This is a genomic window from Schinkia azotoformans (assembly GCF_035811335.1).
Classification (GTDB): domain Bacteria; phylum Bacillota; class Bacilli; order Bacillales; family Bacillaceae_J; genus Schinkia; species Schinkia azotoformans.
The window spans coordinates 34,455-56,565 of sequence record NZ_JARSMD010000041.1; the positions used below are offsets into that span (position 1 = coordinate 34,455).

A 22,111-nucleotide genomic window follows, 5' to 3' on the forward strand; every position below is an offset into this window, starting at 1 on the left:
TAAGTGTTATATTTGAGGGAAGAAAGAATAAAGCTATAATCTGTTAGAGACAAAAAAGGTAGGTGGAATCACTATGGCAAAAATAACTCAAAACATCAACATCGTTCCACATTTGTGGTATGACAAAGAGGCAAAAGAAGCAGCGGAGTTTTATGCTTCCATTTTCCCGGATTCAAGAATGACGAATGTAACAATACTCCACGGTACACCTTCAGGTGACGCGGATTTAGTTTCCTTTGAGTTGTGGGGGCAGAAGTTTATGGCAATTAGTGCAGGGCCTTATTTTAAATTCAATCCGTCGGTGTCTTTCATGGTGAATTTTGACCCGTCACGAGAAAAGGACGCGAGTGAAATGATCGATGAGGTTTGGAACAAATTATCCATAGATGGCATAGTATTAATGCCACTTGATAAGTATCCGTTTAGTGAGAAGTATGGCTGGATTCAAGATAAGTATGGTTTGTCGTGGCAGTTAATCCTTACCAATCCTGAAGGGGAGGAGCGGCCTACGATCATATCATCACTACTGTTTGTCGGTGATCAATGCGGCAAAGCGGAGGAGGCGATGAATTTTTATTTATCTGTATTTAAAAATTCAAAGCAAGGCCATATTGCCCGTTACCCTCAAGGAATGGAACCTGATAAAGAAGGAACCATTATGTTTTCTGATTTCATGCTTGAAAATCAGTGGTTCACTGCAATGGATAGTGCACATGATCATAAATTTAGTTTCAATGAGGCTATCTCATTTATGGTCTATTGTGACACACAAGAAGAGATTGATCACTACTGGGATAAGTTGTCTGCTGTTCCCGAAGCTGAGCAATGCGGTTGGTTAAAAGATAAGTATGGATTGTCCTGGCAGATTGTACCGAAGGCAATGGACGAGATGATCAGTAAGAGCACACCGGAACAAATTGATCGTGTAAACAAGGCAACTCTCAAAATGAAGAAACTTGATCTGGCGGAGTTGGAGAAAGCGTACAAGGGATAACATAAAAAACGTCATTTCACATTAATTGATCGAAATGACGTTTTGTTAATTTATCGAAAGAGAAATCCCACCTTAAATTAATGAAGGAGGGATTTTGTTCAAAATTTCAGCCATTGTGAAGGAAATGCAAGGGATGTTTGGAGAAGTGATAATTTCACTATCTTGGAAAATATTAATTAGTTCATATCGTTCATTTTGTAAAATAAATTGCTCTAATACGAAAATTGCAGGGTCGACAATCCAGTATTCAGGAATGCCGTAATAAGAATAGGTCTTTAATTTATCAATTTTATCCCGTTTTCGTGTGGAAGGAGATAATATCTCTACAACTAAATCTGGGGGGCCCTCAACGCCACGCTTACTTAAAATATTAATACGGTTTCGATGAACGAGAACAAGATCAGGCTGTCTGACTTCAGTAGAAGCTAAAATGACATCAATTGGAGCATCCAAAATGATGTAGTCAGATTCACAACTTTGTGTGAACTTTTTTATCATTTCAATGCTTAGTAACTGATGAGTAACTGAAGGAGCGGGACTCATTAACTCTAATTTTCCACCTGCTAATTCATAACGATTTCCATCATTAATTGTTGTATAGTCATCGTATGTAAGAACTTGTTCTTTTATATGGATTTTTGCTTGATCTTGTCCTTTTTCACTCATCTCTAATCCCTCCAAAATAGAAAATAGCTGATTCCAGTATAGCATATCCGTTAATAGGAGGGGCGAGGGACAATTTTAACTTTTTATTTCAAACCGTTAAATAACGGAAACGGGGACAGGGACTTAACTGGAAATCCCCATTCGCCCTATTTAGTCGCCGTTTTAATCTTGAATTTATTTTATTATTTTTGAATGAAGAAAATTGACCCAAAGAAAATCCGTAAGCCTTATTGCATTCCTACATAAATTAATATTGCATCCCGTAGAAATTGCGCTCCATTTTTAACCTTTTTATCATAGTAAGCTGTAAATCTTTCATCGGCTACATACATTTCAGCCAGTCCGGCATGGGCTTCTTTAGAGTAGTCAGCCCAAGAATACATTAACCATTCTTTATGCTTGGCTGCAAGTTCTTGCGCCAGTTCGGACGCAGGGTTACCAGTCGCAGACGCTCTTTCAAGTAACTCAAAAACTTCTTCACCTAAGTTTGTCATAGCTTGATAATCTTCTTGGGACATTCCCTTTAGTTTTGCATTGCTTGCATCAACTGTTTCATCGCCATACGTGTTGCGAATTTCCTTGCCATATTTTTGTTCATTATCTTTGATTAATTTTTCTTTAAAACCTTCGAATTTTTGTTTATCTGTCATTTCTAAATTTTCCTCCCTAGCGGCTATTGTTTTCTCAACCGTTATAATTAGTTTATTGAGTCGATCTCGTTTTTTCTTAAGATGGGCAGAATGGCTTTTTAGAGCTTCTGTTTGATTAAATTCAGGCTGATTGATGATGTCTATTATTTCTTCCAAACTAAACTCTAATTCCCGATAGAATAAAATTTGTTGAAGTAAATCTACTTCTTTTTGACCATAAATTCGGTAACCAGATGAGTTTATTCTTGCAGGCTTCAAGAGCCCGATTTCATCATAATAACGAAGTGTCCGACCACTCACCCCTGATAACTGCGCCAATTTGTTCACTGTATATTCCATAACAGATATCCCTCCTGACAATTCATATGATAAACCTTAACGTTGCGTAAAGGTCAAGGGGAATTAAAAATATCTATAAAAAATATTATCTGAGAATAAGGATGAGGATATGAATAGCATATTGGAGATATGCCAATTATAATGATTTAAAACAAAAGCAAATGGAAAAGTCATTAATGTAGATATACTACATAGAATTATTATATTGATTCATAAAAAGGGGAGAACTAAATGGATGTATTGGAAGCAATCAAAACGAGAAGAAGTATAAGTAGAGTGAAGGATACTCCTGTTCCAAAGGAAATGATTGAGAAAATTCTTGAAGCAGGTACAGATGCTCCGAATTATCACCATACTAATCCATGGAGATTCTTTGTTTTAACAGGTGAAGGGAGAAAGCATTTGGGGGATGTATTTGTTGAGATTGAAAAATCAAAACTTCCGGAAAGTGAACTTGAGAAGAGTCAGGAAAAATTAGAAAAACTGAAAAATAAACCATTAAGAGCACCTGTCGTCATTGCGGTTGGGGTAGAGCCTTCAAAGAAGCCAAAGGTTTTAATAAAAGAAGAATATGCCGCTGTGAACAGCTGCATACAAAATATGTTACTTGCAGCCCATAGTCTGGGTCTTGGCGCTATTTGGAGAACGGGCGCAAGAACTTATCACCCAATGGTAAGAGACCTTTTCAAACTCTCAGAAAATGGAGAAATCGTTGCATTTCTCTACCTTGGATATCCCGACATGACCCCACCAGAAAGAATTAAGCCCCATTTTAGTCAATTTACAAAATGGATAGAGGAATAGTTGATTAGAAAGGGTTGGAGAACATCATTTCCTGAGCTTAAAGGAGATGGTGTTTTTTATTAATTGGTAATTACATTCCAAATATTCCTTTTATTTTGTTAAAATAAGGGTAACTTCGTTGCACTTGCATATTAAAAACTTCAACTAAAGCGGGGATTTAAAATTGAAAGATTTTATTGGAATATTTCTTTTTTGCATCATTATTTGCTGGTTTGCCGCTACTTTCTTCCTCGGTCTAATTCTAAATAATGTTTGGGCTTTAATTATTTTTATAGCATTCTTGTTAGCGGTATTAATTACAATTTTTATGAAACAAGAATCAAGAATTGAAGATTTAGAAAAGAAAGTAGAACAGTTATTAAATAGTCAGCAAGATTAAGAGGGGGGTATCACTGCATCTGTATAAGGCTAGTTTAGTTTCCGCAAACTAAACTGAGGTGATGATAATGAAAAAATTGATTGTTTTACTTTTGTTAGGATTATATTTAGTAGGCTACAATACACCAGCTCATTCACAAACACTAAATGAAGCTGATACGGAACTATGTGATACGTTGAAATATGCCTTAATTAATACCCTAAGAGAACCGATTGATAAAGCAATAGCTGAAATTTATCAAGATGATAAGAATGCACCAGAGGGGCTTACTTGGGCTTCATATGATACGGAAATTCTGAAGATAAAGCAGATGAATGGAGTAGGTGGAGCCTATGCGATCACATTAAAGGTTCTCCCTTATTATCGTGCTCATAACACGTATGGCGAGGATATAGTCATAGTAAGTTCTAACGGAGAGCTCATTGAATATAAACATTTAAAAACGTTTCCCATAGTCGAGTTCAATTAATACACAGTTGGGGTAGAGCCTTCAGTGAAGCCAAAGGCTTTAAAGAAGGAGGAATATATTAAATAATAACATGAAGGAATCTGCCTTATTTAACGAGTTTTGTGATGATATATATGTGTTTAGGGTGGAGAGAGTGGATATGTTAAAAAAAGTCACATTTAAAAGGAACTCCCCTCTTTTTATTGTGGAATTGCTGCACAAGAAGGAAGAAATATAAAATTACTAGGGGGATTAGATATGATTGGTTGGCTTAACGTTGTCAGTCTCGTGCTTGGGTTAGTGGCTTGGATACTTCCTGTTGTTAACCTAATGCGATACAAAAAGAATGCCCATAATAATTGGTTTGTTCTATCCATTATGAGTATTAGTGCTTGTGCTATTTCGCTATATTTCCAGATTTTCTATCATTATCATCTGGTAAAGAGTAAGGATTGGACTGCCCTTATGGATACAATGGGTGCTGTTGTATTTGCCGCGGAAGTTCTTCTCATCATTACCATCATATTAAATGTAATTACTCTGATTGTATATCGTGACAGTAACACACTTAAATTAAAGAGAGACATTTAAACAGCGAAAAACGGGAGTAATAAATCAAGATGTATTTTATGAAATTAGAGAGATTATCGACGAATATTTTAATGCCCATAGCTCTATGTTAGCAACTAAAATGATTTTCAGGAGGTGATTGCTTGAGATATGTCAATACATTTGTTATCAGTTTAATAAGCTTTTTCGTGCTAGATTTCTTTCAGGTTGACAATGTGTTCATAGTTGGTACTGTAATGGTTTTAATATTAGTGGGGGTTATGCTTCCGTTGCTGTATACTGTTCTTTTGGAAACGGATATTGATAAGATTGAAAAGTTTCTATTAAAAAATAAACGAAATCCAAATTTTTATATTGTATATGCAATGGCAAATCGGCTTGATGAGGATGTTAGAGATTTAACAGAAAAACTTTTAAAAAAGTATAAGTCACCATCACGTCAAGCCCATTATAAAATTGCGGAAGCCTTGTATTTTAAAAATTTTTCAGTCATACGATCGCAAGTTGAACAAATTAAGAATCCTTCCTATCAATCCTACTATCAAGCTATTGTTTTATTAGAAGATGGCGATATCAATGGTGCTAATAATGCCATTGAAAAAATTTCATCGAAGTGGATGAAAAACGCCTTATTAGCCGAACGGAAAAAAAGCTTAACAACTTATTGGATGCTAAAAGCTATGCGGAGAAGGCAATACTGCATTCAAAAGGACTGCAAAGATATTTGTTACATAAAACTTATGAAATAGAATTTAGCGAATAGTACTTTTTCGCATTGGTATGGATGGACGGCGATTCTTCGAAGAGGAGGGATTGCCATTTTTCGTATTTGTTACTAAATATAGAGGGGGAATATTGAAATGAAATCCAAAAGGACAGTTGCGACAGTAGTTACCATTATATTGTCTATTTTTGTGTTGATAAATCTATTAAAGAAGGACTTATGGGATGTTAATGCAGAATCGTTGAAAAAAGAAGTATTAACGATTGGAGAATCTGTTGAAACAGTCAATTTATCAGATCTAACTCCATTTGAATGGGATGTAGCATACTCCTTTGATCCATACGCATCAAAGGATATGATCTATGCTACAGTTGGATATAAATGGGACAATATTAGCGAAACGGTAAGTGAAGGAATGAACCAAATTGTTTTTATGAAGGATGGAAAAGTGGTTTGTTATTTGTATGGCTACCCTGAAAATAATGGATATGGCCTATATTTTACCGGTGAAAATAAAACGGGTGTAACTTCTGCTTCTGTGTTTAGTGCTGAGGATGATTTAACTTTCCGTGTTGTAAGAAGTGATGGTGTTATACATTTAAAGAATAATTAAGTAACAACCATCTTCAACATCTCGCTTATTCTAGTAAACAGTCCTTAGTACAAGACCCCTTCAATTATTTAATGATTTGTTGTAATATATTAAATGTAGTAAAAATAATAATCTTCATTTATGAACTGGAAAATTGTAGATAGGGTTCCGCTATTTATATAGGGCTGTGACCGAGGTCTACATCTTTTACAAAATGTAAAAGGCACCTATTGACATAAAAGGTCCGAGGGGAAAGGTTCAGCGTATTTGTTATGCGTTGAAACCTTTCTTTTCGGACCTTTTTATTTTAAAAGGAGGTTAATCGTATGGAAAGAATTGACGAATTAAAAGCTGGTGTTGCTGTAATTATTTTGAATGAGGAAAATCAAGTTTTATTACAGAAAAGGGCAGATGTAGGATTATGGGGTATTCCTTCGGGACATGTAGAAATAGGAGAAACAGTTTCTGAAACAGCTATAAGGGAGGTAAAAGAGGAAACCAATTTAGATATTAAAATTAAAAAGTTAATTGGTGTTTATTCTGACCCTAATTCACAGGTGTTTGTTTATCCAAGTGGTAAAGTAGTACATTTTATAACAACTTGTTTTCTTGCTGAAATTACAGGTGGAGAACTTAGATGTAATTCGGATGAATCACTTGAAATCAAATTTTTTGAAATACAAAACCTACCTCATGATTTACTGAAAATGCATCCTCGATGGTTAAAAGATGCTCTTGCGAATAGTGAAATCATTTATTCGTTAAAGTGATATCCTTATTCAAGGATAACGGGTAGCGTTTATGCAATAAAAGCGTAAACGCCTTTTCTATTTATTTAAAAACGGGGCAGGGAAATTATGTTAAAATTAGAGGTAGCGAAAGTGATCATATAAATTAAAATTCTGGGGTGGGTAAAATGCCTATTATAACTGTTAAATTAGCGAAAGGTAGAACGATTGAACAAAAACAGCAATTTGTCGAAGCTGTTACAAAAGAAGCAGTAAAAACTTTAAATGTTAAAAAGGAATGGATTACAGTATTGTTTGATGAATACGAACGTGAAAATTGGGCAACTGATGGACAGTTACATTCATTAAAATTTGGCGAAGGCTTTGGGAAGCAAGGAACAGAATGAACAAGCTCTTAGCTTGCGTATGAAGAGGTGTATTCGAGATAAGGAGGCGTACATGACTAAAAAAGTATCAGCAATGTTGGGGTTAATTTCTGGTCTATTGTCAATTTGTCTATGGATTTCCCTTAGCTTCTTTAATCCTTATTCAAATGCGGTTGATATTGAACCCATAATAAATACGTTCATCATGTTATTTCTTCCTGCTTGTTTAGCAATCACTTCGTCTATAATGTCTAAAAAGCTTTTAATGTTAATTGCTTTCCTATGGGCATTGCCAATTAGTTTGTATATGGCCATGACTCCCGGCATATTTGCCTTGTTTGGTGTTACATGCTTTGCCTATTTACTCAGTTACCTTCTGATGCTTGTAAGAGTGCGATAGAAAGGGATGTACAGTCAGTGAATAAATTTCAGCAAAATAATAGAAACATTGAAAGAGAATATAATACGGTACATCTCGTATGTGGTGAATCTCCTGCGGGATATTTGCGTGTAGGTTTGGGACGTGAGAATAAAGTGATTGGGTTTCCAGACTTTTTTGCAGTTGGCCCCATAAAGGAGCTTCCTGAAAAAGTGGGGAGAAAGCGCAGATACGAATGGCTGCGGGATCATTTGAATTATCCAAATGATTTTATCGAAAAAGAGTATGAAAAGAGATTTTCCAAAACTCTTGCGGAAATTGATGCTATACCAGATCATGTTCCGATTGTTATTTGGATACAGCCTGTATTGATATAAACGTGAGGAGTCATAAAGTTGAAAGTGCTATTTTTGTACAGGGGAAAACATATGCAAAAAATGGGGTTAAGTTTGCTCAAAATAATCAGGCAGACATTATAAAATGGGTTGAAGTTGAAATAGGATTAAAATATGGAAAGCAATTTCAACTACATAAGGAAGAGGAGGGGAGTCTCCTTTATAAAGAATGCATCGATGGAGTTGCAGTCTCCCCTTCAGGATATATTGAAATTAAATTTGATCATAAAGGGAAACTCACTTTTTTCTCGATACATGGTCATTTTCCTCCAAAGGAAATGGTAAAGGAAGAGCTGTATACACTTACCTTAGAAAAAGTAGTACATATTGCTAAAGAACAGCTTAAGCTAATTGAATTTCCTTCTTATAAACAAAAGCGATTATTTCCCATTTTTGTAGTAGAAGAGATATATGTGAGAAATGATCAAATGTCGATCATTCCATTTGAAGTCTTCGCAGATACAAGGTCATATTTTAAAGTAGACGAAACGATTTATTGGGATAAACCTATTAATCAAACGTTTGAACAAAAAGAAATTAATTGGATTGAGGATGTATCAGTTGAGCAAGCATTTTCTTCCGAGCCCTCTCCGGATTCATTTCCAATCACAACAGAGGAACAGGAAAAATGTATAACGTCAGTTAAGGACTTTTTAAGGCAAGAATATCTTAATGAAACCGGAAAATGGACTTTAAAAACACTTCACCGTGATAAAGGGTACATTCATGCCATATTGAGAACGAACAAACAAGATAATCGAGTATTTCAACGGAAACTGATGATCATGATTGATGCGAAGAGTTTTGAAGTGTTAAATTACATGGATAACCAAGCGATGTTGGAGATTTTTAATCAATTTCAAGCCCCTGATAAAGTAAGGATAACGAAAGAAGAAGCATATAAAAAAGTCAAGGAACGGTTTGAGCTTAAATCTTACTATGTCTACGATTTTGAACAAAAACAATATGTGCTTTGCGGAAAATTAGATTGCGAATATGGGGTGAATGGGTCAAATGGGGAAGTTATAGTGTTAAATGATTTGTAGTTAGAGGAGGGTGATGAGAATGAATAAGACAGTCCTCAAACTTCGTCCCAGTGATTATTGGCGGATCGGTGAGCATGAAAGCTGGTTCCAAGACATGGCGGCTAAGGGATTCCATCTCAAAAAAATGGGAATATATTTTGCTCATTTTGTTAAAGGTGAACCAAAGAAAATGAGGTATAGAATAGATGTATTAATGAAAAAGAAGATTTCACCTGAACAAATAGAGATGTATGCAGAAAGCGGATGGGACTATGTGACAGGCTACCAATTTTTTAAAGTGTTTTCATCATCAGAGGAGCTTGATGCACAAGAGCTTTATACAGATCCTGCCGAGCAATCTCATACATTAAAGGAACTGGATAAGAAATTAGCTATGAATGCTAGTGTAATTGCTGTCTCAATGCTCTTAATGATCGGGATGTTTACTTCTATTTGGTTTTTAGATGGTACACCTACTTTAGTTTTAGTTGAAGGGCAGGCTATTCAACAAACTATTTTAACCTTCTTCATCGGATATTTGGCCTATAAATCACTGCAAGCGGCTATTTTCATTCGTACTTTGCGGAAAAATTTAATCAAAGGAAAACCGATTGATCATCATGCCCCTTGGGAGAAACTCTTCCGAAGAAATTCAACGATAGCTTTCCTATTTACACTAGTTGTTGGGTTGAGTATAATCCTTCCAGTTTTACACCTAGTAAAAGGTGACACGAAAACATTGCCAGAAGTAAGTCTGGACCTACCAATTGTCAGATTAGCAGATATAGAGCAGAATCCTGCCTTAGTTCGGGGAGAACCCGCGTATATGAGTGACAATGTTGATTGGGCAAACAGATATACGTATGATTGGAGCCCATTTGCACCGGTGCAATATAAATCTGATGAAAACGGGGTAGTTCCTGGGGAATCGTGGAAGGACGGGAGTGGTGGATATTCACCAAGTATTGAAACAAGGTTTTATCAACTGAGAATTCCAGCTATGGCGGATAATCTAATTTTTGATTTAATAAAATGGTATAGGTATGAAGATCCTTTTGAAGATTATGTTAAAACAAAGCATCCAAACTTTGATCTATTGATTATTCATGAGGAAGAGGAGCTTAAAGAAGTTTTCGCATCTAGAGGGAAATACGTCATGCATGTTCGTTATCATGGCTACGCAAATATTAATTCAGTTATAGAAAATGTTGAAAAGAAGATTATGGGACGCGGGGTCGGGAACTGCGTCCCGCTTGATAAAACAATTAGAAAAAGGTGACTATTCATGACAAAGCAAAATTCTTTATCGGAAATAGTTAATTTGATGCGAAATCATGTCTCTGTTCGGCGTTATACTACTGATGTTATTCCTAAAGAGCATTTGCTCGAAATTATTCGGGCTGCACAAGGTGCTCCTTCATCCCATTTTGTCCAAGCTTATTCGATCATTCATGTTACTGATCAGGAAAAGAAAAACAAAATTGCTGAACTCACTGGTAACCAAAAGCAGGTCAGTGACTGCTCGGACTTTTTACTATTTTGCGGGGATCTAAAACGGTTGGAGTACGCATGTAAGAAACATGGAATCGCAATTGAACATGATACCCTTGAAAATTTTATGGTAGCAGTTATAGACACGGCTTTAATTTCCCAAAATGTAATCACCGCTGCTGAATCCTTGGGATATGGCGGATGTTATGTTGGGGGTGTCCGTAATAATCCGGGACAGATTAGTGAATTAGTTCGCCTTCCTGATAAGGTATTCCCGCTATTTGGGTTATGCTTGGGGGTTCCTGCAAAGAGAAACGAAGTCAAACCAAGACTGCCGCTCGAAGCGATCATCCACGAAAATGAATACAATGAGGAGAAATACCTTACGATTTTGGATGAGTATGATCAAATTATGAACGATTATTATAAAGCCAGAACCAGCAACAACAAGGAAACCAATTGGACGAAAACAATGGCTGATTTCATGAAAGAAAAGCGAAGACTGCATATGCGTGAATTCATTGAAAGGAAAGGATTTTCTCTAGAATAGCTGTGAGACACGGGGTCGGGAACTACGTCCCACTTCCAGCGGCAGATAAACCATAAAAATGAATGAAACTTTAATCAATGGTCTATCGTATATAAAGGCATTCCCAAGTTATTTTAATTAGAGGTGGTGCCAAAAATGAAAGAATGGTGGAACAAAAAGAAAGAAAAGATGAGGAAAAGCAAGAAACACAATGATCAATATTCGTTTGGTGATTTCCTTATTGATGTGCTTATCTGGATACCCGAGTTGGTCCTACTGCCATTTAGAATTATTTTTTGGTTGCTAAGAGGGTTGGGAAGATTAATAGAAAATATCTTTGATGTTGTGTGAAGGGAATTGCCTGATATTTGTGAGGTGGAACCAATGATTCAACAATTAAATACGGAACTAAAAGTAGTAAAGGAAAAAATGAGAAAAAAAGAAAAATGGGAAGCGCGGCTGAAAAATGTACTAGAGACAATTAAGGACGAAGAAGAAAAACTACAACATGTACAGCACCAATTTGAAAAAGAGCAAAAGGATGTTGACCGACTTGAATCGTTAAGTGTAGCGAGCATTTTTTATGCTCTTATTGGTCAAAAACTTGAAAAATTAGATAAGGAAAATCAGGAGCTGATTGCAGCTCGTTTAAAATTACAAGAAGCGACCAAGACCGCTACTGACTTAAAAGAGGAGAGTAAGGAGCTTCAAGAAAAGCTTTCAACAGTTGCTAATATTGAAACTGAATATCAATCTTTATTAATGCGAAAAGAAAAATTAATTCATAGCCAAGATCCTGTTCTAGGTCAGAAACTGGATGCACTTCTTGAACTGGAAACAGATTTACATTCAAACCTAAAGGAACATGAAGAGGCCATTGAAGCTGGAGAAAAGGCAAGTTCTTCACTTGAAAAGGCTCTTAAATCGCTTGATAGTGCGAAAGGATGGTCAACCTTCGACATGTTTGGTGGCGGTATGATTTCTACAGCGATCAAACATAGCCATATTAATGATTCACGTGATGAAATTCATCATGCACAAAGGGCGCTGCGGCATTTCCAGGAAGAACTTAAAGATGTTGAAAAGGCTAACCAGAGCAATTTTAAAATAAGCGGTCTATTAACATTTGTTGATTATTTTTTTGACGGGATTATTGTGGATTGGTTCGTTCATGGACATATTCAAGATTCATATGAACAAACCTCAAAAATTTTAAATCAGGTTGCCACCACTTTATCTCAATTGAAAGAGAAGTATGATGAAATAAAGAATAACCTATCCATAACTGAACGGAAGCGGATATCATTAATAGAAAATATGGGTTAAGTTGTTCTTCAACATGCTATGCGAACTGAATCCAAAGGGGTTCAGTTTTTTCTATGACTTTAATTAAATAAATGTTTAATTAAATGTAAAAATATACGTTATCCTAAAGCGGAGTCCCTGTTTTTATACAAAAGAAATAGCCCGTACTATTGATTGGGAACTAATGTTCTGATATAATAAAAACAGAACATACAATCGGGGTGAGTTAAAAATGAAAACTGAAAGTATAATAGAAGTAAAGCTTCCGAAATTCGTTGTCAAACAAATGAAGAAGAATGGATCGGATAATATTAAGTCGTATGATTACGGGGATTGTGCCATTATTGTCAGCAGGAATGACGGAAGATGGCATTACTCTATTAGCCACGCCAATCGGATTCCAACATTTGATGAAATTATGAAAATTAAAAGCCTTCTATTCCCAGATATTATGATGGAGATGGTATCTGTATCTCAGCAGTCAAATTGTTTTATAGTTCATTTTTTCGAATCAACGGTGGATAAAAACAAAAACTTTGAAAAAGGATTTTATCACTAAAAAGTTAAGCTAGGTTACGTATGAATATTGGTGCTTTATGTGTTATATTTAATTAAAATCATGGGTGGAGTTGGTTAAGTTGGAGGAAATTTTAAAGCAAATTCTTAATGAAATCAATAATTTAAAAGAGGGACAAGAACGAATTGCAGAAAAGGTTACCAACGTAGATTCTAAGGTAGATAGTCTTGATTCAAAAGCAGAAAATATACTATCAGAGATGCGCAGTAATTTTAGGTATATAAATGATAAATTAGATGAACATCGTAAAGTTTTTGATGTGGTTTCTGACGAAATTAAAAGTGTAAAAATAGATATTGAATATCTAAGTTCAAAAACTGGTAAACATGATACTGAACTCAATAATATCTTGAACAGACTTAGAGGTTAAAGTCAATTTGTAATGGAACAAGTGGGACACGGGTTCCGCTTCCCACTCCATATGGGATTGCAAATAGAGAATCCCGCAAAAGTTGTTATAATCTAGCGGGATTTTTTGATTCTCGGGAGTATTGATAGTGAACGACTTGATTTCTGCCTTTATTTTTTGCTTCATAAAGGGCTTTGTCACATAAAATGTATAGCGTGTCCCATTCGGTATTTTGATCGGGAATAATGGTGAGTAGCCCGAGGCTAAGAGTGTATCGCACAGATAATTCATCATTAGCTGCTTGACAAATGAAGGTGGGACGTGGGGTCGGGAACTGCGCCCCGCCGACTCTGCGTCTCATTATGGCTTGACTTATATTTTTAATAGTTTATAATAATTATTAAAAAATATTCATTATAAAAAGGTGGTCAAAATGAGTGTGCATCGTTTTGAAGCGGACAGAATAAATAACAAAAGTGTGTCTTTGGAAAGCTACAAGGGTAAAGTGATGCTAATTGTTAATACGGCTAGTAAATGTAAATTCACACCACAGTTTGATGATTTGCAGAAGCTTTATGAGCAACATAAAGATAATAATTTTGAAATTTTAGGATTTCCTTGCAACCAATTTGGAGAACAGGAACCCGGTGGAAATGAAGAGGCAGCGGCTTTTTGTAAGCTTAATTATGGTGTGAATTTTCCTATATTTGCAAAGGTTAATGTGAATGGACCTGAGGAACATCCATTGTTTCAATACTTAAAAAATCAAGCGCCATTTAGAGGATTTGATGAGAATAACTTCAATGAAAAGTTGTTAAAAATGATGATTTTTGATAAAAACCCAGAATGGTTAGTAGGAAACGAGATTAAATGGAATTTCACAAAATTCTTAATTGACCAAGAGGGAAGGGTTATTAAAAGATACGAGCCAACGGATGAATTTTCGGCTATTTCTGCTGATATTGCCAAACTTGTCCAACATGAATCGGTATCGTAAATTAGAAACAAAATGGGACACGGGGTCGGGAACTGCGTCCCATTTTAATACCTTCAAAGTGAAAAATTCTTATTGAGCAGTATAGCCGCCGTCTACTAACAAGTTAGCACCGGTAACAAACGATGCTTCATCGCTTGCAAGGAATAATACAGCATTGGCTACTTCTTCAGGTCTGCCGAGGCGGCCGATTGGATGTAAGGATTTCAAATGCTCTAACATCTCATCAGAAAGTCCATCTAGGATATTTGTTACAATATATCCTGGGCATATTGCATTGATGCGAATGCCTTTCTTTGCATATGTAACGGCAGCAGTACGAGTCATGTTCACAACGCCGCCTTTCGCAGCAGCGTAAGCAGTCACAGATGGCTGTCCGACATGTCCTAGGATTGAGGCACAGTTAATAATGGAGCCGCCGCCAATCTCCTCCATATGTGGGATAACATATTTATTGCAAAGGAATACACCAGTAAGGTCAACGCTAAGAGTGTAATTCCAATCTTCTAGGGTTACTGTGTCGAGGTCTCCCATATCGCCAACACCTGCATTAGCAAATAGGATATCCACTTTACCAAAAGTATTGATTGTTTCTTCAACAAGATTTTTTACATCTTCTTCTTTTGACACATCGGTTTTAACGAAAATAGCTTCCCCGCCAAGTTCTTTAATCTTCTGGACTACATTTTCTCCTTTTTCTTTATTACGGGCAGCAATGATTACTTTTGCGCCTTCTTTAGCAAATAGTAATGCTGTGCTTTCGCCAATTCCAAATGTACCACCTGTAATAATCGCAACCTTTTCTTGTAAACGCATAAGAAAGTCCTCCGTTACCATATCATTTTTTGTGAAAGTATTCACAAATTGTTGTACAAAAATAATTATACATAATATAAACACTGGCGAGCCTGGGCAAATTTGAATGTTTTATAACTTTTATATAAAAAAAGGGAAAGGACCGTATTGCTTCCGCAACAAGGCCTCTCCCGTGTTCTATTATAACAATCCTACCCATTTCCAGTAGGTTGCAGCAAAGAGAAGAATCAACAGATAGCCAATGATGGTCAAAGGAACCCCAGATTTTAAGAAGTCTTTTGTAGTAAAGGCACCAGTACCATAAGCAACCATGTTTTGCGGTGCGTTCACTGGTAACAGGAATCCAAAGCTTACAACAAATTGTTGGATCAATACGATACCTATAAGCGTTGCGACAGAATATCCTTCTAGCCCTTGGGTTAGGGAAATAACCACCGGGATAAAAGCAGAAGCTAAACTTGTTGCACTGGCAAAGCCAAGGTGGATCAGGAAGTTAAAGGCAGCAACGGCAGCGATGATGCCAAGTACTGATAGTGTAGAGATTCCGATGCTGCTGAACATGGCAGATGACATCCAGTTTGCTGCTTGTGTTTTAAGCAGGACTGTTCCCAAAGAGATACCAGCTGCAAACAGGATGATGGTTCCCCAAGGAATATTGGATTCTGCTTCTTTCCAACTAAATACGCCAATTTTAGGTGTAAGCATGATGGCTACGGCAAGGAGTGTAGAGGTTGTAGTGTCGATGTCATGTAGTGTACCTTCTGTAGCCCAAAGGAATAACAGAGTTACTGAGATAATGGTTAATCTGATTTGGGGCTTAGTCATCTTTCCTAATTCATCCAATTGTTTTCTAACCATTTCATTTCCGTTCGGAATACTGTCCATTTCTGGCGGTATGACTTTTAACATAACAAAGTAAAGAAGGACGGACATGGCAATTGACCATGGAGCAGCATAAAGGAACCATTGTCCCCAGGTTACACTTTTGCCAAAGGCTTCTTCAATAAATCCGATGGCTACCATGTTTTGTGCAGCGGCTGTTTTAACACCGATATTCCAAATTGAACCAATTTGCGCTGAAGTAATCATTAATAGGGCGGCTAAGCGGCTGTTTTTTTCCAATCCGAATGCAGCTACCATCCCTAGAATAATTGGTACGATGGCTCCCACTCGGGCTGTAGTACTAGGTACAAAAAAGGCTAAGACAACTCCAACAAGAATTGCACCAATGAGAATGCTCTTAGTTTGAGAGCCTACCTTTGACAAAATGGTAAGTGCAATCCTCTTATCTAGCTTGGTCGCTTGCATCGCCGCTGCTAAGAATAGTGCAGCTGCTACCAGAATGGCAGCTGAGTTGCTAAAACCAGAGAGTGACATCGTTAAGGCAGTTTTAGTACCCATTATCTGTGTTGGGTCTTCCAAGCTTGGCCCAAATCCTAAAAGCAAAGTTAATAAAACGGTAATAAGTGCTGCACTTACCGGATAAGAAACAGCTTCGGTTACCCACAAAATAACAGCAAAAGCTAGAACAGCCAACGTGCGATGACCCGCAACTGATAATCCTTCCGGGGTTGGCAACATTAAAATAACGATAAGAGCTAGGAAAGCTACCAGCAAGAAAATGGCTTTTAATTTTTGCTTTTTCTTATCAGCACTTTCACTTTTTGTTGAACTCTTTTTGTGTGAATCCATACTTTGAAAACCCTTTAATTTGGCTGAAATGCTAGACATACATCAACACTCCTTCCTTCTACTGGGCTAATTAAATACTATTTATTAATTAAAATGGACATGTAACACCCCCTCATTTCTAAAAATATATTGAATCTCTTATAAAATGGACCCTAGTCTATTAAATGATCCTGTACCTTTATCATAATTCTTATATAATTTAAAAGGTATGGATATCTAATGAAACATTTGTGCATATTTTGTGAAAATGGGGTCTTTTACAGGGACGCGGGGTCGGGAACTGCGTCCCTGTGGGTGGGCATGATTTGTTTATAAAAGTGGGACGCAGTTCCCGACCCTGCGTCCCGATTTTTTCATAGATTTGCAGAATGCTCACTATTCTTAGATGATTCCCGGTGCCAAGGTGTACCGAGTAGTGGCAGTACCCAACGGTCCAAGCCGTACCAACCGGCGTTTTTCCAAGCAAGTACAAGCCAAGTCGCCAGTATAAACAAAATTGGATTTGTACTTAGTGTTCCTGCGAAAAGAAAGCTGACGTTCATAATCGTGCCAAAGAACGCTGCAATTCCAGTTAAAAGTCCGACGATAAGACCAAGCCCTACTAACAGTTCACCATACGCAACGACAAATCCAAAGATTTTTGCGTTCGGCAGTACAGTGTTTTCTAAGAAACTTGCATACCAGCCGGTTACGTCCTTGCCATCCGCGGCTTTAGCTAATGCTCCTTGGATAAATCCCTGAACAGCTGCACCCGCATTTTCTCCTGTCCAAGCATCGCTCTGGACCTTATGCCAGCCTGCAGTAAGCCAAGCGTATCCAACATAAAGTCGGATAATCAGCCATATCCAAGCTGCGTAGACACTGGAAAACAAATACTTTGAAACAGGGTTTTCCGGGATAATAATGTTTTTTTCTTTTGTTCCATTCAAAGATAACACCCCCAAATTATGATCTGAAAATTTAGATTAAAAACTAATTATAGGTAAATGTTTACAATTAAGCAACACTTACCATTGTTTTATTATTAAATACCGTAAATATTATGCAATTAATCGTGAAGTTGTGAAGTAAAATTATTAATTAGTTAGGATTTCTCATTTAAATAAACGTTTAATTATAGTTAATATATTTTAAAAGATATAAAATAAGAGGTGTTATTATAATAATTTGCGCGGTTGAAAGGATAAGATGATGGAAAACAAACATACTGTGGGTCATATAGTTGCCATACTAACTATTGCTATATGGGGAACAACTTTTATTTCTACTAAACTACTATTAAATGATTTTACGCCAATCGAGATCCTTTTTTTCCGATTTATCATGGGATTGATCGCCTTGATAATTGTGTATCCACACCGGCTGAAAGTGAAGGATAAAAAACATGAGCTGCTATTTGCAGGAGCAGGGTTATGCGGTGTAACTTTATATTACCTTTTGGAAAATATCGCATTAACCTATACAATGGCTTCGAATGTAGGTGTAATTTGTTCGTTGGCTCCATTTTTTACAGCTATTCTCATATACCTATTTTTGAAGGATGAACCGTTGCGAGGTAATTTCTTCATTGGCTTTGTCGTTGCAATGGTTGGGATTTCCCTAATTAGTTTTAGCGGGACTTCCAACTTTCAACTAAATCCTTTAGGTGATTTATTGGCAGTTGGCGCTACAATCGTTTGGGCGTTTTATTCTTTATTTACTAGAAAAATAAGCAGTTACGGCTATAATACAATTCAAATTACAAGAAGAATGTTTTTCTATGGAATTATATTTATGTTACCGGCTTTATTTTTATACAATTTCAGACTAGGCATCGAGCGTTTTGCGAACCCTGTGAACTTATTTAATATTATATTCTTGGGACTGGGTGCTTCTGCACTTTGTTTTGTTACATGGAACTTTGCTTTGAAAGTGCTTGGGGCGGTTAGAACGAGTATTTATATTTACATGATTCCTGTCATTACAGTGGTTACTTCCATGATAGTATTACATGAAAAAATAACGGGGATGGCTGCGTTAGGTACAATTCTTACATTGGCAGGTCTTTTTGTTTCTGAAGGGAAAATATATTTTTTGAAGAAAAAAGCCGCTCAAGTCTGAGCGGTTTTTCCTATTTTAAAAATGCTATAATGGGAGCATAGTTTTGAACGGCATTCGATAGGAGTAAACTGAAATGAACGGAAGTAATGATTTTTTTGAACGTAAAAAACAAGAATTAGGAGTTTCCTTGAATGAGATCCAAAGGAAGGCAGTCCTTCAAACTGAAGGTCCGCTTCTTCTTCTTGCGTCACCTGGGTCAGGGAAGACGACTACGATTATTATGCGAATCGGCTATCTTATTGAAGTGAAGGGTGTAAATCCGACAAGAATCAAGGCGGTTACCTTTAGCCGGGCTTCAGCTATTGATATGAAGGAACGGTTTAAACGATTTTTTCCGGAACTTCCGCCCGTTGACTTTTCAACTATCCATGGCCTTGCCTTTCAGGTAGTCCGGGATTATTTTCGTAAAGCGGGTATTTCCTATCGCATCATTGAAGGTGATCTGGATGTGGATTTAGGGAAGCAAGGAAAAAGTAGTTGGAAGGAGCAGCCACTACATAAGAAGATCATTTTACGAAACTTGTTTCAATCTATTGTCAGGGAAACTATTACCGAGGACCAAATGGACGAGTTAACAACATACATAAGCTTTATTAAAAATAAAATGCTGTCAAAAGAAAAGTGGTCGACGGTTAAGGTCGATGTTCCTGAAGCTGAGCGAATTTTTGAAGAGTATGAGGCTTTTAAAAAGTCGGGCTACCATCAGCTTTTGCTAGACTTCGATGATATGTTGACGATTGCCAATCAAGCATTAAAGGAAGACAGCGGGCTTCTTCAAGCTTATCAAGGACGGTATGATTATTTCTTAACAGATGAAAGCCAAGATACTTCAATGGTGCAGCATGCTATCATTGAGAAGTTGGTTCAAAAGCACGGGAATCTTTGTGTAGTAGCCGATGACGACCAAAGCATTTATAGCTGGCGCGGCGCGGAGCCGTCTTATTTGCTTAACTTTAAACAGGTATATCCAAATGCAGAGATTTTGTTTATGGAACAAAATTACCGCTCATCGAAGGGTATTGTTGATGCAGCAAATCAATTCATAAAGCGAAATAAAAACCGTTATGATAAAAACATGTTTACGGAAAACCCTGCTGAGGAGCCTATTCAGATTCGAAGTTTGCCGGATTACATCTATCAAGCTAAATATTTAGTACAAAAAATCCAGGATATCACATATAACCTTAGGGAAGTAGCCATTTTGTATCGGAATAATTCTTCATCTATCGCTTTGATGAATGAATTTGACCGTGCAGGCATTCCATTCTTTATGAAGGATGCTGACAATCGCTTTTTTTCACATTGGGTAGTTCAAGATATCCTAAACTTCATGCGGATGACATATACCGACAAGCGGCCAGATATTTTAGAAAAAATTCATCTAAAATTTAATGGGTATATTAGCAAAAAACAAATGGCGGCATTGAAAGAAATAAACAATAATGAATCGGTTTTTGATAACTTGATCAAATTTGTGGAGATCCAGGATTATCAAGTGAAACCTTTAAAGGAAAGCAAAGAGACCTTCCAGCAGATGAAAGGGATGCCGCCGCTCCATGCCATTCAGGTCATCCGTGATCGTTTAGGCTACGAGAAGACTCTTGAGAAAATGTGTGAGCGCCTTGGTTTTCGTAAAGATAACCTTTTGGGGATTCTGAATACATTGGAGGAAATTGCGGACGGGTTGGAGTCGATGGAGGAGTTTGCGAGTCGACTCAAATCACTTGAGGCTGAACTGAAGAAAGCAAAGTCGAGGAAGGGTCAGAATGCGGTGACATTCTCAACATTCCATAGTGCAAAGGGCCTTGAATTTGAATGGGTTTATATGATTGATTTAGTTGATGGAATCATTCCTTCATCTGACGATTATACAGGTGGAACGGTGGAGGGTGATGCAATTGAGGAGGCAACACGTCTTTTTTACGTCGGGATGACAAGGGCGAAAAAGCACCTTGAACTAATTGGATATAAAGAAAGAGATGGGGAAAAGACCCAGGATTCATTATTTGTATCCTATGTCAAAAATATAATCGATCCGCCTCCGCCTCCTACTGAAAATATCAAAGAAGATGTACAGGTTAAAAAGAAAATCAAGGTGGGGAACACTACTATTCCTTATAATCGTAATGCCATAAAAGATCAGGCGGAATTGGTAGAAGGCAGGGAAGTCAAACATAGGGTCTTCGGTCATGGTGAAATCGTTAAGCTCAGTGAAGACACGATCGAGGTGCGTTTTCAAACGGGTGTAAAAAATCTTTCAATTAGTACATGCTTGGAATTGGGGCTTATAGAGCTGGCATAATCATTTTTCAATCTAAAATTACAATAGAAGGGTGAGAGGGACATAGTTTACTCAATATTTATATTCATACTTGCTGGGCTCGCCGAAATAGGCGGAGGCTACTTAGTATGGCTATGGTTGCGGGAAGGGAAACCATATTGGTATGGAATCATTGGTGGCCTTATTCTAGTTTTATACGGCATCATCCCTACGCTTCAAAAATTCCCTTCATTTGGACGAGTGTATGCTGCTTATGGTGGCGTCTTTATCATTCTTTCCGTTTTGTGGGGATGGGGAATAGATAAAAAGACGCCTGATACTTATGATTGGATAGGAGCGGCTATTTGTTTGATCGGGGTTTCTGTTATGCTTTGGGCTCCAAGGCATTAAGGACCTCGTCCTGTTTTAAATAAGTGTTTAATTAATAATTTTGAAGTTTTTTTGAAAAAGTAGTTGATTTCTATGAAAATAAATTATAAAATAATTTTCGCTGACCAAAAAACAATATCTATTCAGTAACTTGAATCATAATATAAGCTTTTGTTTAAAGCTTATTTTTAAAAAGGTGTTGCATAGTTATTTTATTTTTGGTATTATGAAATTCCGGCGTTAAGCAAACGCTGAAAAATATTTTTTAAAAAAAGTTGTTGACTTCCGCGAAGTAAGATGTTAAGATAAATCTTGTCGCTGAAAACACGACGAACGAAATGATCTTTGAAAACTAAACAAAATGTCAAGCGTGCAAATAAAGTTGAACCTAGAGTTCAACACTAAGTCAGTATTAATTTTGAGCAATCAAACACTTTTTGGAGAGTTTGATCCTAGCTCAGGACGAACGCTGGCGGCGTGCCTAATACATGCAAGTCGAGCGGATGATTAAAGGAGCTTGCTCCTTTAG

At 36.9% G+C, this 22,111-nt stretch carries 28 protein-coding genes and 1 rRNA gene; 23 read left to right on the plus strand and 6 right to left on the minus strand.

Translation table 11 applies throughout. The features are described 5' to 3' along the window. The first annotated feature begins 73 nt into the window (after nucleotides 1–73). Nucleotides 74–994, plus strand: a complete 921-nt coding sequence (locus P9E47_RS20195; protein WP_326164559.1) for a VOC family protein — start codon at nucleotides 74–76, stop codon at nucleotides 992–994. Between the two features lie 72 nt (nucleotides 995–1,066). Here the strand turns inward: P9E47_RS20195 and P9E47_RS20200 are convergent, their stop codons facing one another. Together P9E47_RS20200 and P9E47_RS20205 are read right to left on the minus strand one after the other, a co-directional pair. Continuing rightward, nucleotides 1,067–1,660 carry a Uma2 family endonuclease gene (locus P9E47_RS20200; RefSeq protein ID WP_326164560.1) on the minus strand — a complete coding sequence of 198 codons (594 nt, stop codon included), beginning with the start codon at nucleotides 1,658–1,660 and terminating at the stop codon, nucleotides 1,067–1,069. A 227-nt stretch (nucleotides 1,661–1,887) separates the two neighbouring features. Then, nucleotides 1,888–2,649 (minus strand): MerR family transcriptional regulator, encoded by a 762-nt coding sequence (locus P9E47_RS20205; RefSeq protein WP_326164563.1) that lies wholly within the window; start codon nucleotides 2,647–2,649, stop codon nucleotides 1,888–1,890. 231 nt (nucleotides 2,650–2,880) lie between these two features. Between P9E47_RS20205 and P9E47_RS20210 the strand changes: the two genes are divergently transcribed. From P9E47_RS20210 to P9E47_RS20290, 17 genes are all read left to right on the plus strand, one after another. Further along, on the plus strand, nucleotides 2,881–3,453 hold the full coding sequence (locus P9E47_RS20210; RefSeq protein WP_326164565.1) for a nitroreductase family protein: 573 nt from the start codon (nucleotides 2,881–2,883) through the stop codon (nucleotides 3,451–3,453). A 163-nt stretch (nucleotides 3,454–3,616) separates the two neighbouring features. Continuing rightward, entirely contained in the window at nucleotides 3,617–3,832 is a 216-nt protein-coding gene (locus tag P9E47_RS20215; RefSeq protein ID WP_003331944.1) for a hypothetical protein, read from the plus strand. A 67-nt stretch (nucleotides 3,833–3,899) separates the two neighbouring features. Then, on the plus strand, nucleotides 3,900–4,301 hold the full coding sequence (locus tag P9E47_RS20220) for a DUF3888 domain-containing protein (protein ID WP_003331945.1): 402 nt from the start codon (nucleotides 3,900–3,902) through the stop codon (nucleotides 4,299–4,301). 237 nt (nucleotides 4,302–4,538) lie between these two features. Continuing rightward, a complete protein-coding gene (locus tag P9E47_RS20225; protein WP_003331946.1) occupies nucleotides 4,539–4,871 on the plus strand; it encodes a hypothetical protein in 333 nt (110 codons plus the stop codon). 122 nt (nucleotides 4,872–4,993) lie between these two features. Beyond that, entirely contained in the window at nucleotides 4,994–5,599 is a 606-nt protein-coding gene (locus P9E47_RS20230; protein WP_003331947.1) for a hypothetical protein, read from the plus strand. Nucleotides 5,600–5,710: 111 nt separating this feature from the next. Further along, nucleotides 5,711–6,187 carry a hypothetical protein gene (locus P9E47_RS20235; protein ID WP_003331948.1) on the plus strand — a complete coding sequence of 159 codons (477 nt, stop codon included), beginning with the start codon at nucleotides 5,711–5,713 and terminating at the stop codon, nucleotides 6,185–6,187. A gap of 305 nt (nucleotides 6,188–6,492) precedes the next feature. Beyond that, nucleotides 6,493–6,936, plus strand: a complete 444-nt coding sequence (locus tag P9E47_RS20240; RefSeq protein ID WP_003331949.1) for an NUDIX domain-containing protein — start codon at nucleotides 6,493–6,495, stop codon at nucleotides 6,934–6,936. 146 nt (nucleotides 6,937–7,082) lie between these two features. Next, nucleotides 7,083–7,301, plus strand: coding sequence for a tautomerase family protein (locus P9E47_RS20245; protein WP_003331950.1), 219 nt, complete (start codon nucleotides 7,083–7,085; stop codon nucleotides 7,299–7,301). Nucleotides 7,302–7,353: 52 nt separating this feature from the next. Further along, nucleotides 7,354–7,680 (plus strand): hypothetical protein, encoded by a 327-nt coding sequence (locus P9E47_RS20250; protein ID WP_039957515.1) that lies wholly within the window; start codon nucleotides 7,354–7,356, stop codon nucleotides 7,678–7,680. Between the two features lie 17 nt (nucleotides 7,681–7,697). Further along, nucleotides 7,698–8,036: a DUF1835 domain-containing protein gene (locus P9E47_RS20255; RefSeq protein WP_003331952.1), complete on the plus strand. Its 339-nt coding sequence runs from the start codon at nucleotides 7,698–7,700 to the stop codon at nucleotides 8,034–8,036. Nucleotides 8,037–8,038: 2 nt separating this feature from the next. Next, a complete protein-coding gene (locus P9E47_RS20260) occupies nucleotides 8,039–9,100 on the plus strand; it encodes a hypothetical protein (RefSeq protein WP_003331953.1) in 1,062 nt (353 codons plus the stop codon). A 19-nt stretch (nucleotides 9,101–9,119) separates the two neighbouring features. Continuing rightward, nucleotides 9,120–10,358 carry a DUF2812 domain-containing protein gene (locus P9E47_RS20265; RefSeq protein ID WP_003331954.1) on the plus strand — a complete coding sequence of 413 codons (1,239 nt, stop codon included), beginning with the start codon at nucleotides 9,120–9,122 and terminating at the stop codon, nucleotides 10,356–10,358. 6 nt (nucleotides 10,359–10,364) lie between these two features. After that, on the plus strand, nucleotides 10,365–11,120 hold the full coding sequence (nfsA, locus tag P9E47_RS20270; protein ID WP_326164567.1) for an oxygen-insensitive NADPH nitroreductase: 756 nt from the start codon (nucleotides 10,365–10,367) through the stop codon (nucleotides 11,118–11,120). Nucleotides 11,121–11,255: 135 nt separating this feature from the next. After that, nucleotides 11,256–11,450 (plus strand): hypothetical protein, encoded by a 195-nt coding sequence (locus P9E47_RS20275; RefSeq protein ID WP_003331956.1) that lies wholly within the window; start codon nucleotides 11,256–11,258, stop codon nucleotides 11,448–11,450. Nucleotides 11,451–11,483: 33 nt separating this feature from the next. Further along, a complete protein-coding gene (locus P9E47_RS20280; protein ID WP_003331957.1) occupies nucleotides 11,484–12,425 on the plus strand; it encodes a hypothetical protein in 942 nt (313 codons plus the stop codon). 211 nt (nucleotides 12,426–12,636) lie between these two features. Next, a complete protein-coding gene (locus tag P9E47_RS20285; RefSeq protein ID WP_003331958.1) occupies nucleotides 12,637–12,963 on the plus strand; it encodes a DUF7694 domain-containing protein in 327 nt (108 codons plus the stop codon). 79 nt (nucleotides 12,964–13,042) lie between these two features. Beyond that, nucleotides 13,043–13,351 (plus strand): hypothetical protein, encoded by a 309-nt coding sequence (locus tag P9E47_RS20290; RefSeq protein WP_003331959.1) that lies wholly within the window; start codon nucleotides 13,043–13,045, stop codon nucleotides 13,349–13,351. A gap of 85 nt (nucleotides 13,352–13,436) precedes the next feature. Here the strand turns inward: P9E47_RS20290 and P9E47_RS23000 are convergent, their stop codons facing one another. After that, on the minus strand, nucleotides 13,437–13,691 hold the full coding sequence (locus P9E47_RS23000) for a diguanylate cyclase domain-containing protein (RefSeq protein WP_157382132.1): 255 nt from the start codon (nucleotides 13,689–13,691) through the stop codon (nucleotides 13,437–13,439). 72 nt (nucleotides 13,692–13,763) lie between these two features. On the opposite strand from P9E47_RS23000, the gene P9E47_RS20295 reads away from it, so the two are divergent. Then, nucleotides 13,764–14,327 carry a glutathione peroxidase gene (locus P9E47_RS20295; protein WP_003331960.1) on the plus strand — a complete coding sequence of 188 codons (564 nt, stop codon included), beginning with the start codon at nucleotides 13,764–13,766 and terminating at the stop codon, nucleotides 14,325–14,327. A 69-nt stretch (nucleotides 14,328–14,396) separates the two neighbouring features. On the opposite strand, the gene P9E47_RS20300 is transcribed toward P9E47_RS20295, so the two are convergent. From P9E47_RS20300 to P9E47_RS20310, 3 genes are all read right to left on the minus strand, one after another. Further along, a complete protein-coding gene (locus P9E47_RS20300) occupies nucleotides 14,397–15,140 on the minus strand; it encodes an SDR family NAD(P)-dependent oxidoreductase (protein ID WP_003331961.1) in 744 nt (247 codons plus the stop codon). A 180-nt stretch (nucleotides 15,141–15,320) separates the two neighbouring features. After that, the gene (locus tag P9E47_RS20305; protein WP_051015815.1) at nucleotides 15,321–16,832 is read right to left on the minus strand and encodes an SLC13 family permease; all 1,512 of its coding nucleotides are present in this window, start codon (nucleotides 16,830–16,832) and stop codon (nucleotides 15,321–15,323) included. A 353-nt stretch (nucleotides 16,833–17,185) separates the two neighbouring features. Next, nucleotides 17,186–17,761 carry a DoxX family protein gene (locus P9E47_RS20310; RefSeq protein ID WP_003331963.1) on the minus strand — a complete coding sequence of 192 codons (576 nt, stop codon included), beginning with the start codon at nucleotides 17,759–17,761 and terminating at the stop codon, nucleotides 17,186–17,188. Between the two features lie 262 nt (nucleotides 17,762–18,023). Between P9E47_RS20310 and P9E47_RS20315 the strand changes: the two genes are divergently transcribed. The 4 genes from P9E47_RS20315 to P9E47_RS20330 all read left to right on the plus strand — a co-directional run. Beyond that, nucleotides 18,024–18,932, plus strand: coding sequence for a DMT family transporter (locus P9E47_RS20315; protein ID WP_003331964.1), 909 nt, complete (start codon nucleotides 18,024–18,026; stop codon nucleotides 18,930–18,932). Nucleotides 18,933–19,005: 73 nt separating this feature from the next. Next, complete coding sequence (locus tag P9E47_RS20320) at nucleotides 19,006–21,234, plus strand: ATP-dependent helicase (RefSeq protein WP_326164568.1); 2,229 nt, start codon at nucleotides 19,006–19,008, stop codon at nucleotides 21,232–21,234. Nucleotides 21,235–21,276: 42 nt separating this feature from the next. Next, entirely contained in the window at nucleotides 21,277–21,603 is a 327-nt protein-coding gene (locus tag P9E47_RS20325) for a YnfA family protein (RefSeq protein ID WP_326164571.1), read from the plus strand. Nucleotides 21,604–22,016: 413 nt separating this feature from the next. Beyond that, nucleotides 22,017–22,111: ribosomal RNA gene (locus P9E47_RS20330) — 16S ribosomal RNA — on the plus strand; the annotation flags it as partial.